General features: G+C 59.1%; 13 protein-coding genes. 11 read left to right on the top strand and 2 right to left on the bottom strand.

Going from position 1 to position 16,968, the window contains the following annotated elements; all coding sequences use genetic code 11:
* Nucleotides 1-7: 7 nt before the first annotated feature.
* The 7 genes from ACXYL9_RS10260 to ACXYL9_RS10230 are packed head-to-tail and all read left to right on the top strand — an operon-like array spanning nt 8 to nt 8,137.
* The gene (locus ACXYL9_RS10260) at nt 8-3,775 is read left to right on the top strand and encodes a nitrate reductase subunit alpha (protein ID WP_459039397.1); all 3,768 of its coding nucleotides are present in this window, start codon (nt 8-10) and stop codon (nt 3,773-3,775) included.
* The gene (narH, locus tag ACXYL9_RS10255; protein WP_459039396.1) at nt 3,772-5,295 is read left to right on the top strand and encodes a nitrate reductase subunit beta; all 1,524 of its coding nucleotides are present in this window, start codon (nt 3,772-3,774) and stop codon (nt 5,293-5,295) included. The genes ACXYL9_RS10260 and narH overlap by 4 nt, the downstream gene beginning before the upstream one ends.
* Nucleotides 5,292-5,990 (top strand): nitrate reductase molybdenum cofactor assembly chaperone, encoded by a 699-nt coding sequence (gene narJ / locus ACXYL9_RS10250; protein ID WP_459039395.1) that lies wholly within the window; start codon nt 5,292-5,294, stop codon nt 5,988-5,990. Before narH ends, narJ begins: the two co-directional genes overlap by 4 nt.
* A 2-nt stretch (nt 5,991-5,992) precedes the next feature.
* Nucleotides 5,993-6,745 (top strand): respiratory nitrate reductase subunit gamma, encoded by a 753-nt coding sequence (narI, locus tag ACXYL9_RS10245; protein ID WP_459039394.1) that lies wholly within the window; start codon nt 5,993-5,995, stop codon nt 6,743-6,745.
* On the top strand, nt 6,742-7,608 hold the full coding sequence (locus ACXYL9_RS10240) for a peptidylprolyl isomerase (RefSeq protein WP_459039393.1): 867 nt from the start codon (nt 6,742-6,744) through the stop codon (nt 7,606-7,608). Before narI ends, ACXYL9_RS10240 begins: the two co-directional genes overlap by 4 nt.
* The gene (locus tag ACXYL9_RS10235) at nt 7,605-7,928 is read left to right on the top strand and encodes a hypothetical protein (protein ID WP_459039392.1); all 324 of its coding nucleotides are present in this window, start codon (nt 7,605-7,607) and stop codon (nt 7,926-7,928) included. The genes ACXYL9_RS10240 and ACXYL9_RS10235 overlap by 4 nt, the downstream gene beginning before the upstream one ends.
* Nucleotides 7,925-8,137, top strand: a complete 213-nt coding sequence (locus ACXYL9_RS10230) for a hypothetical protein (RefSeq protein ID WP_459039391.1) — start codon at nt 7,925-7,927, stop codon at nt 8,135-8,137. Before ACXYL9_RS10235 ends, ACXYL9_RS10230 begins: the two co-directional genes overlap by 4 nt.
* Before the next feature lie 12 nt (nt 8,138-8,149).
* Here ACXYL9_RS10230 and ACXYL9_RS10225 read toward each other — a convergent pair whose 3' ends face one another.
* On the bottom strand, nt 8,150-8,638 hold the full coding sequence (locus ACXYL9_RS10225; RefSeq protein ID WP_459039390.1) for a hypothetical protein: 489 nt from the start codon (nt 8,636-8,638) through the stop codon (nt 8,150-8,152).
* Between the two features lie 212 nt (nt 8,639-8,850).
* Here ACXYL9_RS10225 and ACXYL9_RS10220 point away from each other — a divergent pair, with 212 nt between their 5' ends.
* Nucleotides 8,851-9,498: a helix-turn-helix domain-containing protein gene (locus ACXYL9_RS10220; protein WP_459039389.1), complete on the top strand. Its 648-nt coding sequence runs from the start codon at nt 8,851-8,853 to the stop codon at nt 9,496-9,498.
* Between the two features lie 16 nt (nt 9,499-9,514).
* On the opposite strand, the gene ACXYL9_RS10215 is transcribed toward ACXYL9_RS10220, so the two are convergent.
* Nucleotides 9,515-10,738 carry an alginate export family protein gene (locus ACXYL9_RS10215; RefSeq protein ID WP_459039388.1) on the bottom strand — a complete coding sequence of 408 codons (1,224 nt, stop codon included), beginning with the start codon at nt 10,736-10,738 and terminating at the stop codon, nt 9,515-9,517.
* A gap of 424 nt (nt 10,739-11,162) precedes the next feature.
* On the opposite strand from ACXYL9_RS10215, the gene ACXYL9_RS10210 reads away from it, so the two are divergent.
* Genes ACXYL9_RS10210 through ACXYL9_RS10200 form a run of 3 tightly spaced genes read left to right on the top strand, consistent with a single transcriptional unit; the run spans nt 11,163 to nt 16,862 of the window.
* Nucleotides 11,163-14,072 (top strand): CHAT domain-containing protein, encoded by a 2,910-nt coding sequence (locus ACXYL9_RS10210; RefSeq protein WP_459039889.1) that lies wholly within the window; start codon nt 11,163-11,165, stop codon nt 14,070-14,072.
* 11 nt (nt 14,073-14,083) lie between these two features.
* Complete coding sequence (locus tag ACXYL9_RS10205) at nt 14,084-16,138, top strand: CHASE2 domain-containing protein (RefSeq protein ID WP_459039888.1); 2,055 nt, start codon at nt 14,084-14,086, stop codon at nt 16,136-16,138.
* Nucleotides 16,065-16,862 (top strand): hypothetical protein, encoded by a 798-nt coding sequence (locus tag ACXYL9_RS10200; RefSeq protein ID WP_459039387.1) that lies wholly within the window; start codon nt 16,065-16,067, stop codon nt 16,860-16,862. The genes ACXYL9_RS10205 and ACXYL9_RS10200 overlap by 74 nt, the downstream gene beginning before the upstream one ends.
* Nucleotides 16,863-16,968 lie beyond the last annotated feature (106 nt).

Raw genomic sequence — 16,968 nt, 5'->3', positions numbered from 1 at the left:
GCGTCACATGAGCCATTTTCTCGACCGTCTGACCTACTTCCGCCGTTCGCGGGACAAATTCTCTCAAGGGCATGGCATCACCACGGATGAATCGCGTGAATGGGAGGACGCCTATCGCAAGCGCTGGGCGGCGGACAAGATCGTGCGCTCTACTCACGGAGTAAATTGCACCGGTTCTTGCTCGTGGAAGATTTACGTCAAGGGCGGGATCGTGACGTGGGAAACGCAGCAGACCGATTATCCGCGCACCCGGCCCGATCTGCCCAACCATGAGCCGCGTGGCTGCCCGCGTGGGGCCAGTTACAGCTGGTATCTCTACTCGGGCACGAGGATCAAATATCCGCTGGTCCGCCAACGGCTGGTGCGCCACTGGCGCGAAGCACGCAAGACCTTGGCGCCCGTGGCAGCATGGCAGTCCATTGTCGAGGATGGCGGCAAGCGACAGGACTGGGTTTCAAAGCGCGGTCGCGGTGGTTTTGTCCGGCTCGGCTGGGACGAGGTGGCCGAGATCATCGCAGCCGCAAACGCCTATACGATCAAGAAATACGGACCGGATCGGGTAACAGGCTTCTCCCCTATCCCGGCAATGTCGATGATCAGCTACGCCGCGGGATCGCGCTATCTGTCGCTGATCGGCGGCAACTTGCTGAGCTTCTACGACTGGTACTGTGACTTGCCGCCCGCCAGCCCGCAAACCTGGGGCGAACAGACCGATGTTCCAGAGAGCGCAGACTGGTACAACGCCGGGTTCCTGCTGGTATGGGGCTCCAACATCCCGATGACCCGCACGCCCGATGCGCATTTCTATTCCGAAGCGCGTTATCGCGGTGCCAAGAGCGTGGTCATTGCCCCCGATTACAACGAGGCGGCAAAGTTCTCGGACATGTGGCTCCACCCCAAGCAGGGCACCGACGCTGCCCTTGCGCTGGCGTTCGGGCATGTCGTGCTGAAAGAATTCCACGTCGATCGCAAGGTCGACTATTTCGCCGATTATACCCGCAAATACACCGACTTCCCGCTGCTGGTAAAAATGGTCGAGCGGGACGGTGCGCTGGTGCCGGACCGGATGCTGCGTGCAGCCGATATCAAGGGCGCGCTCGGCGAAGAGGCCAATCCGGATTGGAAATCGCTCGCCTATGACGAACTAAGCGGGAAGATGGTCGTGCCGACGGGATCGGCTGGCCATCGCTGGGGCGATGCAGGCAAATGGAATCTCGAAGAGAAAGACAGCAAGGACAAGGATGTCCGGCTGCAAACAACTCTGGCCCAAGACCATGATGAATTAGCTTCGGTGGCGTTCCCCTATTTCGGCGGCAATGCGCCGCATGATTTCGTCTCTACCGCGCACGACACGGTTTTGCATCGCAATGTGCCGGTAAAGAGCGTTAAACTGGCTGACGGTGGCGAGACCAAGGTTGCTACGGTTTTTGACCTGTTTTGCGCCAATTATGGGGTCGATCGCGGGTTCGGGGGCGGCAATGTCGCCACCAGCTTCGATGACGATGCTCCGTTCACCCCGGCATGGGCCGAAAAGGTTACCGGTGTGCCGCGCGAGGCCATCATCCAGACCGCTCGTGAATTTGCCGATACGGCAGAGAAGACCAATGGTCGATCGATGGTCATCCTCGGCGCCGGGCTCAACCATTGGTATCATATGGATATGAGCTATCGGGGCATCATGTCCCTGCTCATCATGTGCGGGTGCATCGGCCAATCAGGCGGCGGGTGGTCGCACTATGTCGGCCAGGAGAAATTGCGCCCCGTAACCGGATGGCAGCCGCTGGCCTTCGGGCTCGACTGGACCCGGCCGCCGCGCCAGATGAATGGCACCAGCTTCTTTTACGCGCATACCGACCAGTGGCGTTACGAGACGTTGAGCATGTCCGAGATCATCTCGCCCCTGGCGCCCAAGGGGGACTGGGAACATAGCCTGATCGATTATAACGCCAAGGCGGAACGCATGGGCTGGTTGCCCAGTGCACCGCAATTGGAAGTGAACTCGCTCGACCTGGGTCGTGAGATGCATGAAAAGGGCCTCGATCCCGGCGCAACCATCGCGGCCCGGTGGAAGGACGGCAGCATCAAGCCATCCAACCTCGATCCCGACAATCCGGTCAACTGGCCGCGCAACATGTTCTTCTGGCGCTCAAACGTGTTGGGCGCGAGCGGCAAGGGTCACGAGTACTTTCTCAAGCACCTTGTCGGTTCGATGCACGGCGTGATCGGAACCGATGATGAAGAGGGCGGCGCGATCCGCCCGACCGATATCAAGTTCCGCGAGGAAGCCCCGGTCGGCAAGCTGGACCTGATGGTCAATATCGATTTCCGCATGTCGACCACCAGCCTGTATTCGGACATCGTCCTGCCTACCGCGACCTGGTACGAGAAAAACGATCTCAACACCTCGGATATGCACCCGTTCATCCACCCGCTGCAGGAAGCGGTCGACCCGGCATGGGAAACGCGCAGCGACTGGGCGATTTTCCGCACCATCGCGAAGAAGTTCAGCGAAATTGCGCCGGAGGTGCTCGGCGTCGAACACGATGTCGTTCTCAGCCCGATCCTGCATGATACGCCGGGAGAACTGGCCCAGCCATACGAGCCGAAGGACTGGTTGAAAGGCGAGTGCGATCCGGTGCCGGGCAAGACCATGCCCAATGTGACATTGGTCGAGCGCAATTATCCTGAAACCTACGCTCGCTTCACGGCAATGGGGCCGCTTCTCGAAAAGCTCGGCAATGGCGGCAAGGGGCTGAACTGGGACACCAAGCACGAGATTGCATTGCTCGCAGAGCTCAACGGAACGGTCGCCGAAGGGTCAGCCGCCGGTCGGCCCAAAATCGAGAGCGATATCGATGCGTGCGAGACAATTCTGATGCTCGCGCCGGAAACGAATGGCGAAGTCGCAGTCAAGGCCTGGGCGGCCCTGAGCAAGGCGACGGGCCGCGATCACGCGCATCTGGCCGAGGGTAAGGAAGAGGAAAAAATCCGTTTCCGCGATGTCGCCGCGCAGCCGCGCAAGATCATCTCCTCGCCAATCTGGTCCGGCTTGGAGAGCGAGAAGGTTTGCTACAATGCTGGCTACACCAACGTCCATGAACTGATCCCGTGGCGCACGCTGACGGGACGCCAGCAGCTGTATCAGGACCATCACTGGATGCGCGCATTCGGCGAGGGCTTCGTGACCTGGCGCCCTCCGATCGACACCAAGACTGTCGCAAAGGTGCTCGACAAGTTGCCCAACGGCAACAAGGAAATCCAGCTTAACATACTGACTCCGCACCAGAAATGGGGCATCCATTCGACCTATGCCGAAAACCTGATCATGCTGAGCCTCAGCCGTGGCGGGCCGACAGTGTGGATCAGCGAGGACGATGCTGGCGACGCAGGTATCGAGGACAATGACTGGATCGAGGTCTTCAATATCAATGGCGCACTGACCGCGCGGGCGATCGTTTCGCAGCGGGTCATGCCGGGTTCGGCAATGATGTATCACGCGCAGGAAAAGCTGGTGAACACCGTGGGTTCGGAGATTACCGGACAGCGGGGCGGCATCCACAACAGCGTGACGCGGATCAACATGAAACCGACCCACATGGTCGGCGGCTATTGTCAGCTCGCCTACGGTTTCAATTACTACGGTACCGTGGGCGCCAACCGCGACGAATTCGTGGTGGTGCGCAAGATGAACAAGGTCAACTGGTTCGACAAGGCCGCCGATAGCGATGGCGACGCTGCCGCTTCAGGACAAATCAAGAAGGAGACCGTGCGATGAAAGTGCGCGCACAGGTTGCGATGGTCCTGAACCTCGACAAGTGTATCGGCTGCCATACTTGCTCGGTCACCTGCAAGAATGTCTGGACCAATCGCGAGGGTGTTGAATACGCCTGGTTCAACAATGTCGAAACCAAGCCGGGTATCGGATACCCCAAGGACTGGGAAAACCAGAACAGGTGGAAGGGCGGCTGGGTCCGCAAGGCAAATGGCAAGATCGCGCCGCGCCAGGGCGGCAAATGGCGAATCCTGTCCAAGATCTTTGCCAACCCGCATCTTCCGGAGATCGACGATTTCTACGAACCGTACACCTATGACTATGACTGGTTGCAATCCGCGCCGGAACTGAAAGCGCAGCCCACGGCAAGGCCGCGTTCGCTGGTGACCGGGGAGACGCTGGATAAGATCGAATGGTCGGGCAATTGGGAAGACATGCTTGGTGGCGAGTTTTCCAAGCGGTCGCATGACAGCAATTTCGAAGGCGTCGAAAAGGAGATTTACGGCGAATTCGAGAAGACTTTCATGATGTACCTGCCGAGGCTGTGCGAACATTGCCTCAACCCCACCTGTCTTGCCTCCTGCCCTTCGGGCGCGATCTACAAGCGTGAGGAAGACGGGATCGTCCTGATCGACCAGGAAAAATGCCGAGGCTGGCGGATGTGCGTGTCGGGCTGCCCCTACAAGAAGATCTACTACAACTGGTCGACCGGCAAATCCGAGAAATGCATCTTCTGCTATCCACGGATCGAAACGGGCCAGCCGACGGTTTGTTCGGAAACCTGTGTCGGACGCATCCGCTATCTGGGCGTCCTGCTTTATGATGCCGACCGGATTGAAGAGGCCGCTTCGGTCGAGGATCCGCAGGACCTGTATCAGGCGCAACTCGACATCTTCCTGGATCCCAACGACCCCGAAGTGCGTGCGCAGGCGCGGGCAGACGGCGTCTCGGATCAATGGCTGGAGGCCGCGGTCCGCTCGCCCGTCTACAAGATGGCGATGGAGTGGAAGATCGCCTTCCCGCTGCATCCGGAATATCGCACCTTGCCGATGGTCTGGTATGTCCCGCCACTCTCGCCGATCCAGTCAGCGGCACAAGCGGGAAAAATGGCGGTTCAGGACAACATGCCGGACGTCCGCTCGCTCCGCATTCCTCTGAAATATCTCGCCAATATGCTGACTGCGGGCGACGAAGAGCCGATTGCCGCAGCGCTTGAGCGGATGCTGGCCATGCGCGCTTACATGCGATCCAAGACCGTCGATGGGCTGGCCGATACCGCGATCGTGGAGCGCGTCGGGATGACGCAGGCGATGGTGGAAGAAATGTACAAGATCATGGCTCTTGCAGCTTACGAAGACCGCTACGTCATCCCTACCGCACGGCGCGAATGGGATGAGGATGCCTATGTACTGCGCGGCCAGTCCGGCTTCGGTTTTCATGAAGCTACGCAAGGCACAACCAAGGTCAATCTGTTCGGCGCGAAGAAGCGACCAACCGACACAAGGCCGGGGGTAAGACGATGAGACTGACCCTGAGATCGCTGGCCGCGCTACTGGCCTACCCGTCCGAGGAGTTGCAGGCAGCCATCGGCGAGTTGCGCGATGCGATTACCGAAGAGGCTTCGTTGCCGCGGCCACAACGGCGCAAGCTGGAAAAATTGCTTGGCGCGGTGGAAACCGATGACGTGCTTGACCGGCAGGCGGCCTATAGCGAGTTGTTCGATCGATCCCGGTCACTATCGCTGCACCTGTTCGAACACATTCACGGTGATGATCGCGAACGTGGGCAGGCGATGATCGACCTTGGCCAGCAATACGGGGCGATCGGGATGTTCCTGGATGCGCAGGAATTGCCGGATTTCATTCCGGTGTTCCTGGAATACGCCTCGTGCCTGCCGGAAGTCGAGGCGGTCGAGACGCTTTCGCAGCCCGCACATGTGTTTGTAGCGCTGGCCGAACGGCTGGACAGCAAAGGGTCAGATTACGCGGCGATCTTCCATGCGCTCGTAGCGCTGGCAGAACGCAGCGTCGGCAAGGACGACCTCGCCGAATTGAGCACAACGGCGCATGACGATGCCGAAGATCCTGCCGACATCGATGAAGAGTGGGAAGAGGCTCCGGTGACTTTCGAAGCCTCGGGTGCACATGCCATGGGCGGACCGACCGGCCCCGTTGCCCGCATCCGTGCAACCAATCGCCCCCTGCCGAAGGAAGAGTGATCATGAACGACTTTCTCAATCAACTCGCGTTCGGCTGGTACCCTTATCTGGCGGTCACAGTACTGGTCGTCGGCAGCATCCTGCGCTTCGACGCAAGCCAGTATAGCTGGCGCTCTCAATCGAGCCAGTTTCTGAGGCGCAAGCAGATGGCTTGGGGGTCCAATCTATTTCACCTCGGGATCCTGGTCCTACTGGGTGGGCATTTTGTCGGATTGCTAACTCCGATCGGCGTCTTCGACCTGGTCGGGGTAAGCCACGGGTTCAAACAGGTCGTGGCGGTGGTTTTTGGGGGGATTGCAGGGGTGCTGGCTTTTGTCGGTTGCAGCCTGCTTCTGCACCGGCGGCTGTTCGATTCTCGCATCCGGCGCAGTTCGTCGTTCGGTGATATCGCCGTGCTGGTTCTGCTGTGGGTGCAGATCGCTATGGGACTGGGCACAACCTATTGGACCATCGACCATCTCGATGGCAGCGAAATGGTCCGGTTCATGAGCTGGGCCAACGGCATTCTCACACTGGACCCGGCTGCGCCCGATCACATCAGCAATGTAGCTGTCGTGTACAAACTTCACATCATCCTGGGCCTGACGCTCTTCCTCATCACGCCGTTCACCAGGCTGGTCCATATCTGGAGCGCACCGATCTGGTTCGTGCTGAGGCCGGGTTACCAGATCGTAAGGTCACGGCGGTCGCGCCAAGCGCGTGCTGCCGGCCCCGCCTATATGCACCCGGCGATTGGCGAGGATACGCGGACATGAGAAAACTGGATGTCATTAACGTCGGTGCGGACCCGGTTCGCCCTCAGCCAGCCATGCCAAGCGCCTGTGAAACTTCGGGTTGCGGAGGTCCGGAGCCTGCTCCGTCTGATCCCATTGTCATCGGCGGCGAGGTACGCGTCGGGGGCAAGGTCATTGATGAAGAGGCCATTGCACGCGAAATGCAGCATCACCCGGCTGCTACCGCTGACGAAGCGTGGCTCGCTGCTGCGCGAGCGCTGGCAGTCCGCGAACTCTTGTGGCGTGAGGCCAACGATCCTGAAGGCGATCCAGAGGAGGCTATACAGGAACTGCTCGAACGCGAGGTTCACGCCGCGGTCCCTGATGAGCAGGAATTGCGCCGTTCCTATGATGCCGATCCCGCAAAATTTGCGGCACCGGAACTCACCGAAGCCGCACACATCCTGATCGAACCCGAAGAGGATGACGCGGGTGGTTGGCAGCGCGCAGAACAACTCGCCACGGCTTTGATCGAGAGTATTGCCGGAGAACAGGCTGGCTTCGTTGCAGCCGCTAGGACTCACTCGGGCTGCGCGTCGGCACGCCAGGATGGATCGCTTGGCCAGATCAGGTCCGGCGAACTTTCTCCCGACATCGAGGCGGCGCTGGCCGCCCTTGGCGAAGGGGAGATGTCGAGTTCGCCAGTGGAATCGCGCCACGGCTATCACATCCTCAAGGTTCATCGCCGCATCCCAGGCAAGCAATTGCCCTTTGAAGCGGTCAAGAACCGGATCGCCGATATGCTGGAAGCGCGCAGCTGGACTATGGCGGCTGCAAGATACATCGGCTCCTTGGCGCAAAAACATGTGGTCGAAGGGATCGACTTAACGGATGCTTCGGCATGATGCTGGGTGATCTGCTGGCTGCCGCGCGCGACTCTGCCGCCGTTCTGGAACGCTGGCTCGGTGCACGTGATGACGATATTCTCGACCAATGCCTCGCTTCTGCGCAAGAGGAGGGCCAGTCACTAAACCGTTGGCTCGCGGGATCGGTCGCGTGGTTCGAACGTTATGCTTCGAGTGATGACTGGGCCAGCCTGACATCGCGAATGATGGGCAGCGACGCGCCCGGCCAGGATTGTCTCATGGCGATTATCGAACAGCGATTGGCGCACAGGACCTGCCGGACAAGTCAGGCCGGCGCCGAAGCGGAGAGTGCATCATGAATAATTCCAAGGACGACGATGCCACGCGGCATAGTAAACTGAACCCCGACCTGCACGAACGAGACGATTTGACTCATGACACCAGCCCGACGGCTGCACCCCTCAGCACGACTGGGGCGAAAGAGGGCCGCCAAGGCGAAGGCTGGTCAGCGCTTTGGTTGATAGCAGCGGTGGTTTCCATTGCCGTGACGCTCTTTTTGATCCTGTAGGATTTCGCCGGATCAGGTCCTCGGCGGCAAGTTCGGTTTCCCAATCATCTCCGGTGATGCAGCGCCAAGGTCCTGCACGACTGTTATTCCTTCAAGTTCCAGTCCCAGTTCCGCCCAACAGTGCAGATCGAGCCTTTCTCCCAGTGAGGTGGGAGGCTTCGTCTCGACAATAAGTGTGCTGGCGCCACGCGCCCGAGCCTCGTCTCGCAAGGCAGCGCAAAGCACCCGTTTCACTTCGGCGCCTTCGACCAGTTCGAAAGCAGCCAGCGCATCGACAATCAGGCTATTTTGATGCCGCAGCGTACTGCCGCTGCGAAATGCCGCGGCCCCATAAACGCGCCCACCCTGGTCGGTTACAATCATTACATGCCCACCGCGCTGGTTATGCAACCTTGCGAATGCGGTCCAACGGCGCTCAGTGACTCCCGCAACCGTGCGGATCAGCGGATACACTTCGGATAGCCGATCGTATGGCAACAAGGTGCCTGTCAGCTGCGCCATGCCTCTCCTTCCGACCACTAAAAGTCGTTTCCATGGTAGATTAGGGGCGATCCGCTAGTTCGCGTTGAGATAAATCATTTCATCAACTATGCCGTCTCATGCCTTGAAGCGGAGCAGAAGCATTGCAGAAGCCCCTTGATCCCCCGCTGCCCTTGCCAGCGGGACATCCTTGTACCGATTGCCCCGCTCGACCGATTGCGTTTTGCCGTAAGTTGCAGCCCGATACGCTTCTCGATCTGCGCTCTCGTGGGCGAGCCGTTCACTTGTCTCCCGACCAACCCTTGTTCTTCGAAGGCGATTTAGCCGACCGCGTGTTCATGCTCACAGAAGGTGTCCTCAAACTTTACGCGCTATTGGGGGATGGCCGCCGACAAGTGACGGGGTTCATGTTTCCAGGCGATTTTCTGGGCATTTCCGTGGATGATAGCTTCGCGTTTTCAGCCGAGGCACTAGTAATCTCTGAGCTGTTTGCATTCTCACGTACCAGTTTCGCCGACTTCTGCGCCAAGCATCCGCAAGTAGAGCGTGAGCTCTATCATTTGGCCGCTCACGAACTGGCAGCGGCGCAGCAGCAAATGGTGTTGTTGGGTCGCAAGAGCGCAGGCGAACGGCTGGCAAGCTTCTTCCTGATGCTGCTGGAGCGTGCGGAGCGTATAAACGGAAGCGAGGAAACTGCAGTTTCGTTGCCGATGTCGCGGCTAGACATCGCCGACTATCTAGGACTGACGAAAGAAACCGTAAGCCGGATGATTGCCCAGCTGCGCGACCGGGATCTTATTCGGCTTGCTAACCAGGATTGTGTAGAAGTCCTCGACCGTGAAAGGCTGGAGGACATGGCCGCTGGCTTCGCCGAGCTATAGATCGCGCGGGTTTGGTTCAATACGACCAGTTTGCTTCGAGCCACAGCTTGGTGGTGTCCACTCCGAAATCCTCTGCCTCATAGCGAGCGAATTTCGCCAGCAAGCCCATGTCTCCCAGCTTCAATCCCGCCGCTGCGTTCCACTCGTGACCATATTCCCTTGCACCTAGATCGCTTCCGAATTGGTGATAGGTCAGATTGAAGTTAAGCCCCCGCAGGGCCGGGGTTCTCCCAAAACTGTATTGCAAAGCGATATACTGGTCCCTCAGGCCATCGTTAGGCGTGTTCAGGAAGGCATCGGCAAACCCATTGAACTTGTGCAGCGTAGCCAGCGGCGTTTGTAGCGCCACACCGCTGTCGCTACCGAGGACTTCCCAACCAGCGGTAATCGCGAAATCGGACACATTGGCTTTCGCTTCGAGCAGCCAGTAATCTGCTCCGTAGGTGTTCGGATTGTGGGCATAATCAAACTGACGAGCGAAGCTGGCTTTCAGACTTACCTGGACAGCTTCACCCAGCGCAAAACCGCCCGACATCAGCAACCCATAAGTTTGGCTACTGTTGGCGAGAAGAAATGCGTCATCATAATCGACGAGATAGGCGAATGCCTTCGCCTTGACTGGTCCCAGTCCAACACCGGCCCCTGCCAATACGAAACTGCCATCCAGTGCTGTGCGCGGTCCGGCATCGGCACCGAATATCGTCCGTTGACTGTTGGAGTAGGTAAGATCGACGGCCACTACCCCTAGATTTGCCTGGCCCCGCACAGCATCAAATGTTTGTTCATTCTGGCGCCATCCGACCGAACCGACCCATCGCTGGTCATCGAGATTGATCCGTTGCCGCCCCAGTGTCACTCCGCTTCCATCGCGCATGTAAGAGACCTGAAGTCGGTTGAGTTCGAAATTTTCAGGATCAGCAACGACCGAGTATTGCGGTCGTCTCTGGGAATCTGCCGTGGGGAAGGGGAACGCGTTATAGCTTTCGCTGATCGCAAGGTTCGCTTCTCCCTCCACAAGGAACGAGAGGTTTCCTGTGCGAACATCGACGCCGGTCCTGATGCGCGCCGTGATTGCGTCGGCATCAGTTGCGGGTTGATCCACGCCTTCATAGCGAAGTCGAACATCGGCGACCGGCTTGAGTGACAAATCAGCGATTGAGTCGCCATCCTGCGCTTGCGCAGTGCCGGACAGCAAAGCTGCAAAGGAGGCAAAAAGTATAATGCTACGACCTGGATGCATGACCGGTAGGCTCCGTCCGTGGTGGATTGTCCGATCTTAAGCCGCATGGCGGCGCTTAGGATGAGCCATATCAATCCGCGGCAATTCTTTCGTTTCACCGAGGCGGACGCAGGTTTGCTATGAGGCACGACATGGAACGCGCGGGTTCTTCCGACCCTGTCACCAGAAGTGCGAGCGAGAATGCGGATTGGCGTCGATCGGTGGCGACAGCCTTGATTCTGCCTCGATAAAGGTATCTGATGCTTCTTGCGAGGATGAGGGGCCTATGCAGATATCCCGGACAGCGAAAACGTGGCTTGCGCTCGGGGCGCTCGGTGCGACGCTTGTGGCCCCTGCGCGGGCACAATCAGCTGGCACAGAGCCGTCTGTTGCTCAAGAATTTCGTATCGGAACCTCGGGCGCCCTGTGTGTAGCGCAGGGGGTGATGCTGGGCGATGCGCGAGGGACGATCTTTGACCGCAAATGGGCGATCCTGTGCGCCGACATCGATCGACCGGTTGGTTCTGCCTATAGCCTGCGAACCGGTGGCGATCCAAAAGGCCAGCTGGCCTTGTCGCGTGCTGAACCGCTTGATTGCCACGAAACCTCATCCGATCTGGCGGGGGCCAGCAAGCAAAGCTGTACGGGACGCGAGACCGGTCTGCAGTGGATCAGCTATTCCGCACACCAAGGTGATACAGCACACGTGGTTGAAGGGCTGGAAGCCTATGATAGCGCACTTCGCCTCACGCTCGAAAGCTTGGTCGCAGACAGGCTTGTCGAGGGACAGGTCGAAGTCGTCACGACCTCTGGCTCTGCGTCGCTAGCTGCGGCGCGCGCGGCGACGGGCGATGTCGATGCTCTGCTGGGTCAGGGCTATCGCCGCAATAATGCTGGCGAGTACGCGGAGGCCGCTGAATTCTTCCAGCCGGACCTCCTAGCTGCAATCAATACCGATCCGGTGACGCGCGAAGCGCGATTGCACGAAGTGACGATCAATCGCGCCCTCCAGCATTCCAATATGGGTGAATTCGAACAGGCGGAGCGGCTGTTCTCCAGCGCGCGCGATCTCGCCACGGAAGATCCACTACAAACACGTTTGTCACGCAACTTCGAAGCCTTGGACTCGCTCAATCGCGGAAGCATTTCAGACGCGCTCGCCATCCTTGATAGGCCAGTTCCGGCAATAAGTGGGACTGACCTGTCGCGGGGCTCCATAATCCTGATCGAGCAAGGGCTTGCGAACCGGATCAACGCCGGATCGTCCGCCGCCTTTTCCGACATGACGTCGCAGGATACACGGCTGAGCCTGGCTGAACGCGCTGCGATCATCGATGCGCAGGCGCGCCAGATACGCGGCACAGTTCTGCGGATTCAGGGGCAGAATGCTGCTGCGCGGCAGGAACTGCTGGCGGCAGAAGATTCGATGCTGCGTGTGCGTGAAGGTCGGGTGCTGACCATTGCGCGGTTGCGAGCGCAAATCTTGTCAGAGGTTGCAGCTACCCATGAAGCACAAGGGCAGAATGGCGCGGCAGAGAACCGCCTGCTCCAGGCGCTTGAGCTGATTGCATTGCGTTATCCAGAGAGCGCGTCTCTCAATGCGGCACGCGCGCGCTTGGCGGGGTTTTATGCGCGCCGGGGCCGTACCGGGGAGGCGTTGGAAACCTACCGCAGCATCGTAAACTCGACGGTCGGTGAGAGCGGTGCGCTGGTGGGAGTGGAAAACCTGATGCGGCCATATTTCCGCTTGCTGGTCGAGGAGATTGGCGAACGACCTGACCTGGCCAATGATCTGTTCCTTGCCTCGCAGCTGGTCGAACGGCCGGGCGCTGCACAGACGTTATCACAGCTCACCCGCCAACTGGCATCGAGCGATAGCGAGGCCGCCGAGCTATTCCGCCGCGCGACTGCGGTGGCGCGCGAAAGCAAACGCAACCAGCTGGCCCTGGTTCAGGCACGCGCTGAAGCCGGGCAAGGTGGCGATGCCGCACGGGTTGCCCAGCTAGAGGGCGAAGGCGCGCGCATTGCACTTGCGCAGAGCGAACTCGCAGCGGCATTGTCCGCCTATCCGGCATATCGCTCGATCGCCCGCACCTATGTTACCGCCGGCGAACTTGCTGGAACACTTGAAGCAGACGAGGCCTATATCAAGCTTGCACGGCTCGGCGATGAATACTTCGCTGTGTACATCGGGCCGGGTGGGGCGACCGGTTGGCGCGTCGCTGCCAATGCGCGTGAAGTAAACAGAATGGTCGCGGCGCTTCGCGACAGTATTTCTGTGACGGTTAGCGGGATTACTTCGACTTATCCGTTTGATGTCGACAGTGCGAGGCAGCTTTATGATGCGGTTTTCGCACCTGTCAGCGATCGGCTGGTCGGTGTTCGCCACTTGGTGTTCGAGCCTGACGACGCATTCCTGCAATTGCCGGTCAACCTGCTGATCGGTGAGCAAGCGGGTGTCGAGGCCTATCACGCGCGGGTCGATCAAGGCGGTGACGAGTATGATTACAGCGGTGTCGAGTGGCTTGGCCGCGACCGTGCAATCAGCACAGCATTATCCGCCTCCAGCTTCAAACAGGCCCGCGAAGTTGCAGCATCTTCCGCGCAGCGCACCTATCTCGGATTGGGCCGCAACCGAACCATTGCTGAAACTCCGCCTCAAATGATTCCTCCTGCAGAGATTCGTGCGCTCGAAGCCGACTGCGCTATTCCATTGACCGCCTGGGATCGCCCGATCTCGGCCGACGAACTCTTCGGAGCGCGCAGAATAGTGGGAGAAGCCCAATCGACCCTGCTGCTCGATGGCGAGTTCAGCGACACGGCGCTCAAGACACGCGGCGACCTCGACCAGTACCGCATCGTGCATTTTGCGACGCACGGGCTGGTCAACGCGCCGCAACCAGGGTGTCCAGCGCGTCCGGCTCTGCTTACTTCGTTCGGCGGCGATGGTTCAGATGGCCTGTTGCGCTTCATTGAAATTTTCGACCTGAATCTGGATGCCGACCTGATAATCCTGTCAGCTTGCGACACCGCCAGTTTCGCAACGCTCGAGGCAACTCGCGAGGCTGGTGTTGCTTCGGGTGGCGGACAGGCGCTGGACGGGTTGGTGCGAGCCTTTATCGGTGCCGGCGGACGGCAAGTCATTGCCAGCCATTGGCCGGCGCCCGATTCATACGACGCGACCGAGCGGCTTTTCACCACCATGTTCACCGCAGGTGCCAATCGCACCATGGGCGGCGCCTTGCTGTCTGCGCAGCGCCAATTGATGGATGATCCAGAGACGTCACACCCATTCTACTGGTCTGGATTTGCGCTCATCGGCGATGCTCGCAAACCGCTTTTTCCGGAGGGTTGAGCTAATTGTCGGTGCCTGAACCGGACCAACAGCCGGTGACAGGCAATTTCATCCTGCGCGGCTGGAAAAATGTCCGGCAGGCAGGGCCGCTTCAGTTGACGATCACTGGGCTGTTTTTGCTGCTCGCACTGTTTGTTGCGCGGTTCAGTTGGACCCTGCCGGACAGTGACGAACCGACCCCGCTCATCAGCGATGCCGAGCGCGCGCTGTTTGATCTGCGCAGTTACTATTTTGCCGAGATCATCGAGCAGGATGATCGCGTGGTTCTGGTGGTCTATGACGATCAGACGCTGATCAACGCGCGCAAGCGGTCTCCGCTTGATCGCGGGATTCTTGCAAATGCCTTGCAGACGCTCGACGCGATGGAACCCAAGGCCATCGGGATCGATATTCTGTTCGATCAGCCGCAGGATGAAGATCTTGAACTGATTGACTCATTGCGTGCGATGAACACGCCGGTAGCGGTCGCCTATGGCAATGTCGCGACGAATGAGAACGAGATCGTTTACGAGCAGCAGCAGTATCTCGAATCCTTTCTCGCCGAGCTTGAGGGCAGCAGGGGGCGCCCGGCAAGCATCCGGCTGGACAATGCATTTGGCGCGACGCGGACCTGGCCCGATATCGAGCCGGATCTTCCGCCTCTGCTCGGCCGTGCGATGATCGAGGATGCAGAAGGCGTTGATCGGGCGCTGCCCGGATACGAAGGCGTGATTACCTACCGGCGAAAGATGTTTGAAGACTCGCCGCTTATTCCCTCGTTGCAGATCGACCTTTTCGCCGATCCCGATCCAGCAATCATCCCATTTCTGGCCGAGCAGATCAGAGGAAAATACGTGCTGATCGGCGGCGATATCGTTGACTATGACCGGGTCAACACGTCCTTCACTTCGATTACCGGCGAGCAACCACCGGGACTTGCCGTTCACGGCGAGATGATTGCGCAAATGCTCGATGGCAAAGCCAAGCCGAGCCTCTTGCCTATCACGCTTTGGGCCTTTGCCTTTTTGGCGATCATTTCTGCAGCTCTTACAGCGCTGCTTGAATGGCGCAGGTGGCGTGTAGTGCCATTGCTCGGCGCGCAGTTCGCTCTTTTTGTGGGCGTTCCAATTGTTCTCGAAGCGAGAGGCATAGATACTTACGGCCTGCCCGCAGTGGGCTGGCTGGTCGGCTGGATCATTGCGTTCACCGCTGCCACAACCGCCGCTCGCGCGTCCGGCGCGGTCCAACGTAACTTTGCCCAGAGCGCGTTGGGAAAATATCTTCCTCGAGATATCGCCCAGAGCATTATCGACCGGCCCGAGCTGCTCGCGCTGCATGGCGAGAAAAAAGAGATCTACGTTCTTTTCAGTGATCTCGAAGGCTTCACCAAGATGAGCCATGCGATCGAACCGGAAATGGTCGCCCGGTTGCTCAATCGCTATCTCGAGATGTTGAGCCAGGTCGTGCTCGATCATGGCGGGGTGATCGACAAGTTTGTGGGCGATGCAGTGGTGGCTTTTTGGGGCGCACCGATCGCCAAGCCCGATGATGCAACGCGCGCGGCAAAGGCGGGCTACGCAATCTGGCAGGCAGGCGAAGCTTTTCGCCAAGAGGTAGCCGAATTGGACGCGAAATTGCCCTTGATCGGCAAGACGCGCGTCGGGCTGCATTTTGGCGAAGCCGTGATCGGAAACTTTGGCGGCAAATCGCGCATCCAGTACACTGCTCTGGGGGACAGCATGAACACCGCCGCACGCCTCGAAGCGGCGAACAAGATGCTCGATTCAAGCGTGATGGCAAGCAGGGAGTTTGCCGAGCGGTCCGGATTGGATTGGTGGCGGGCGATGGGGAAGGTGCAATTGCGCGGTCGCGCGCAGGCAGTCGAGATCTTCGAACCGGCCCCTGATTTCCCAGATAAAGACCGCAAAGCATTGAGCGACGCGTGCATATTGGCAGATATTGATGCGGATGCGGCATTGCATGCTGTCGAGGAGGTCGTGGCTAGCCATCCGAATGATTTTGCGCTACAAAACTTGCTGTTCCGCATGCGAAACCTGGGTGAGGGAGGAGCTTATGTTCTCGGCTAAGGCATATCTGCGGCTGGCTGCCGCTGCGCTTGCCGGAACGGCTCTTGCTATTCCGGCTGCAGCAGTCGCCGGAGTTGTCGTAAAGGCCAGTGGCCCATCGGCAAAACAGTATCCGGTCGGAACCAAGTTGGACGACGACGCGACCATTACCTTGCGTGACGGCGACAAGATCACAATTCTGACTTCGAAGGGTACGCGCGTACTCAAGGACGCGGGGCGCCACCGCGTTGGAGGTCGTGATGTAGAGACCCGCGCCAGATTTACCGCCTTGACGCGGCAGCGCGCCGCTTCGCGAGTGCGGACAGGTGCGGTTCGGCCGGTTGAAACAGGTGGGCCGATTACCAGTCCGAACCTCTGGTACGTGGATGTCTCAAAATCTGCCAAGATGTGCCTGTATGACCTTGAAACGGTCCGCCTCTGGCGTCCGACAACTGAAGGAAACGCCAGGTATCTTGTTTCCGACACTACATCGCCGGCGCACATTCATGTGAGCTTTGAAGATGGCGAGATGGTGGCCGCGCTGGATGCGGACCGCATGCCGGTTAGCGAAGGTACCAGTTACACGCTGGCAGGCCCCGAAGGGACACCAAATGTCGAAGTTACTTTTGCGCTGTTGCCAGGCAAATACGAGCAGGCTGACGAACTTGCCGAGCAGTTGATCGAGAAAGGCTGTATGGCGCAGCTCAATCTTTTGGCAGATAACCTGGAAGAGTCTGCCGGATAAAACAGACGAGACCATCGCGTATTCAAGCAGTGGATGGGGCCAGAAGCGGAAGGTGTCGCCCCCGATTGAACGTCGGCTAACGTTCCTGTCATGGGGGCGGGAGGGG

Source organism: Qipengyuania sp. CAU 1752 (assembly GCF_054482615.1).
This window is presented reverse-complemented; position numbering and strand designations above follow the sequence as displayed.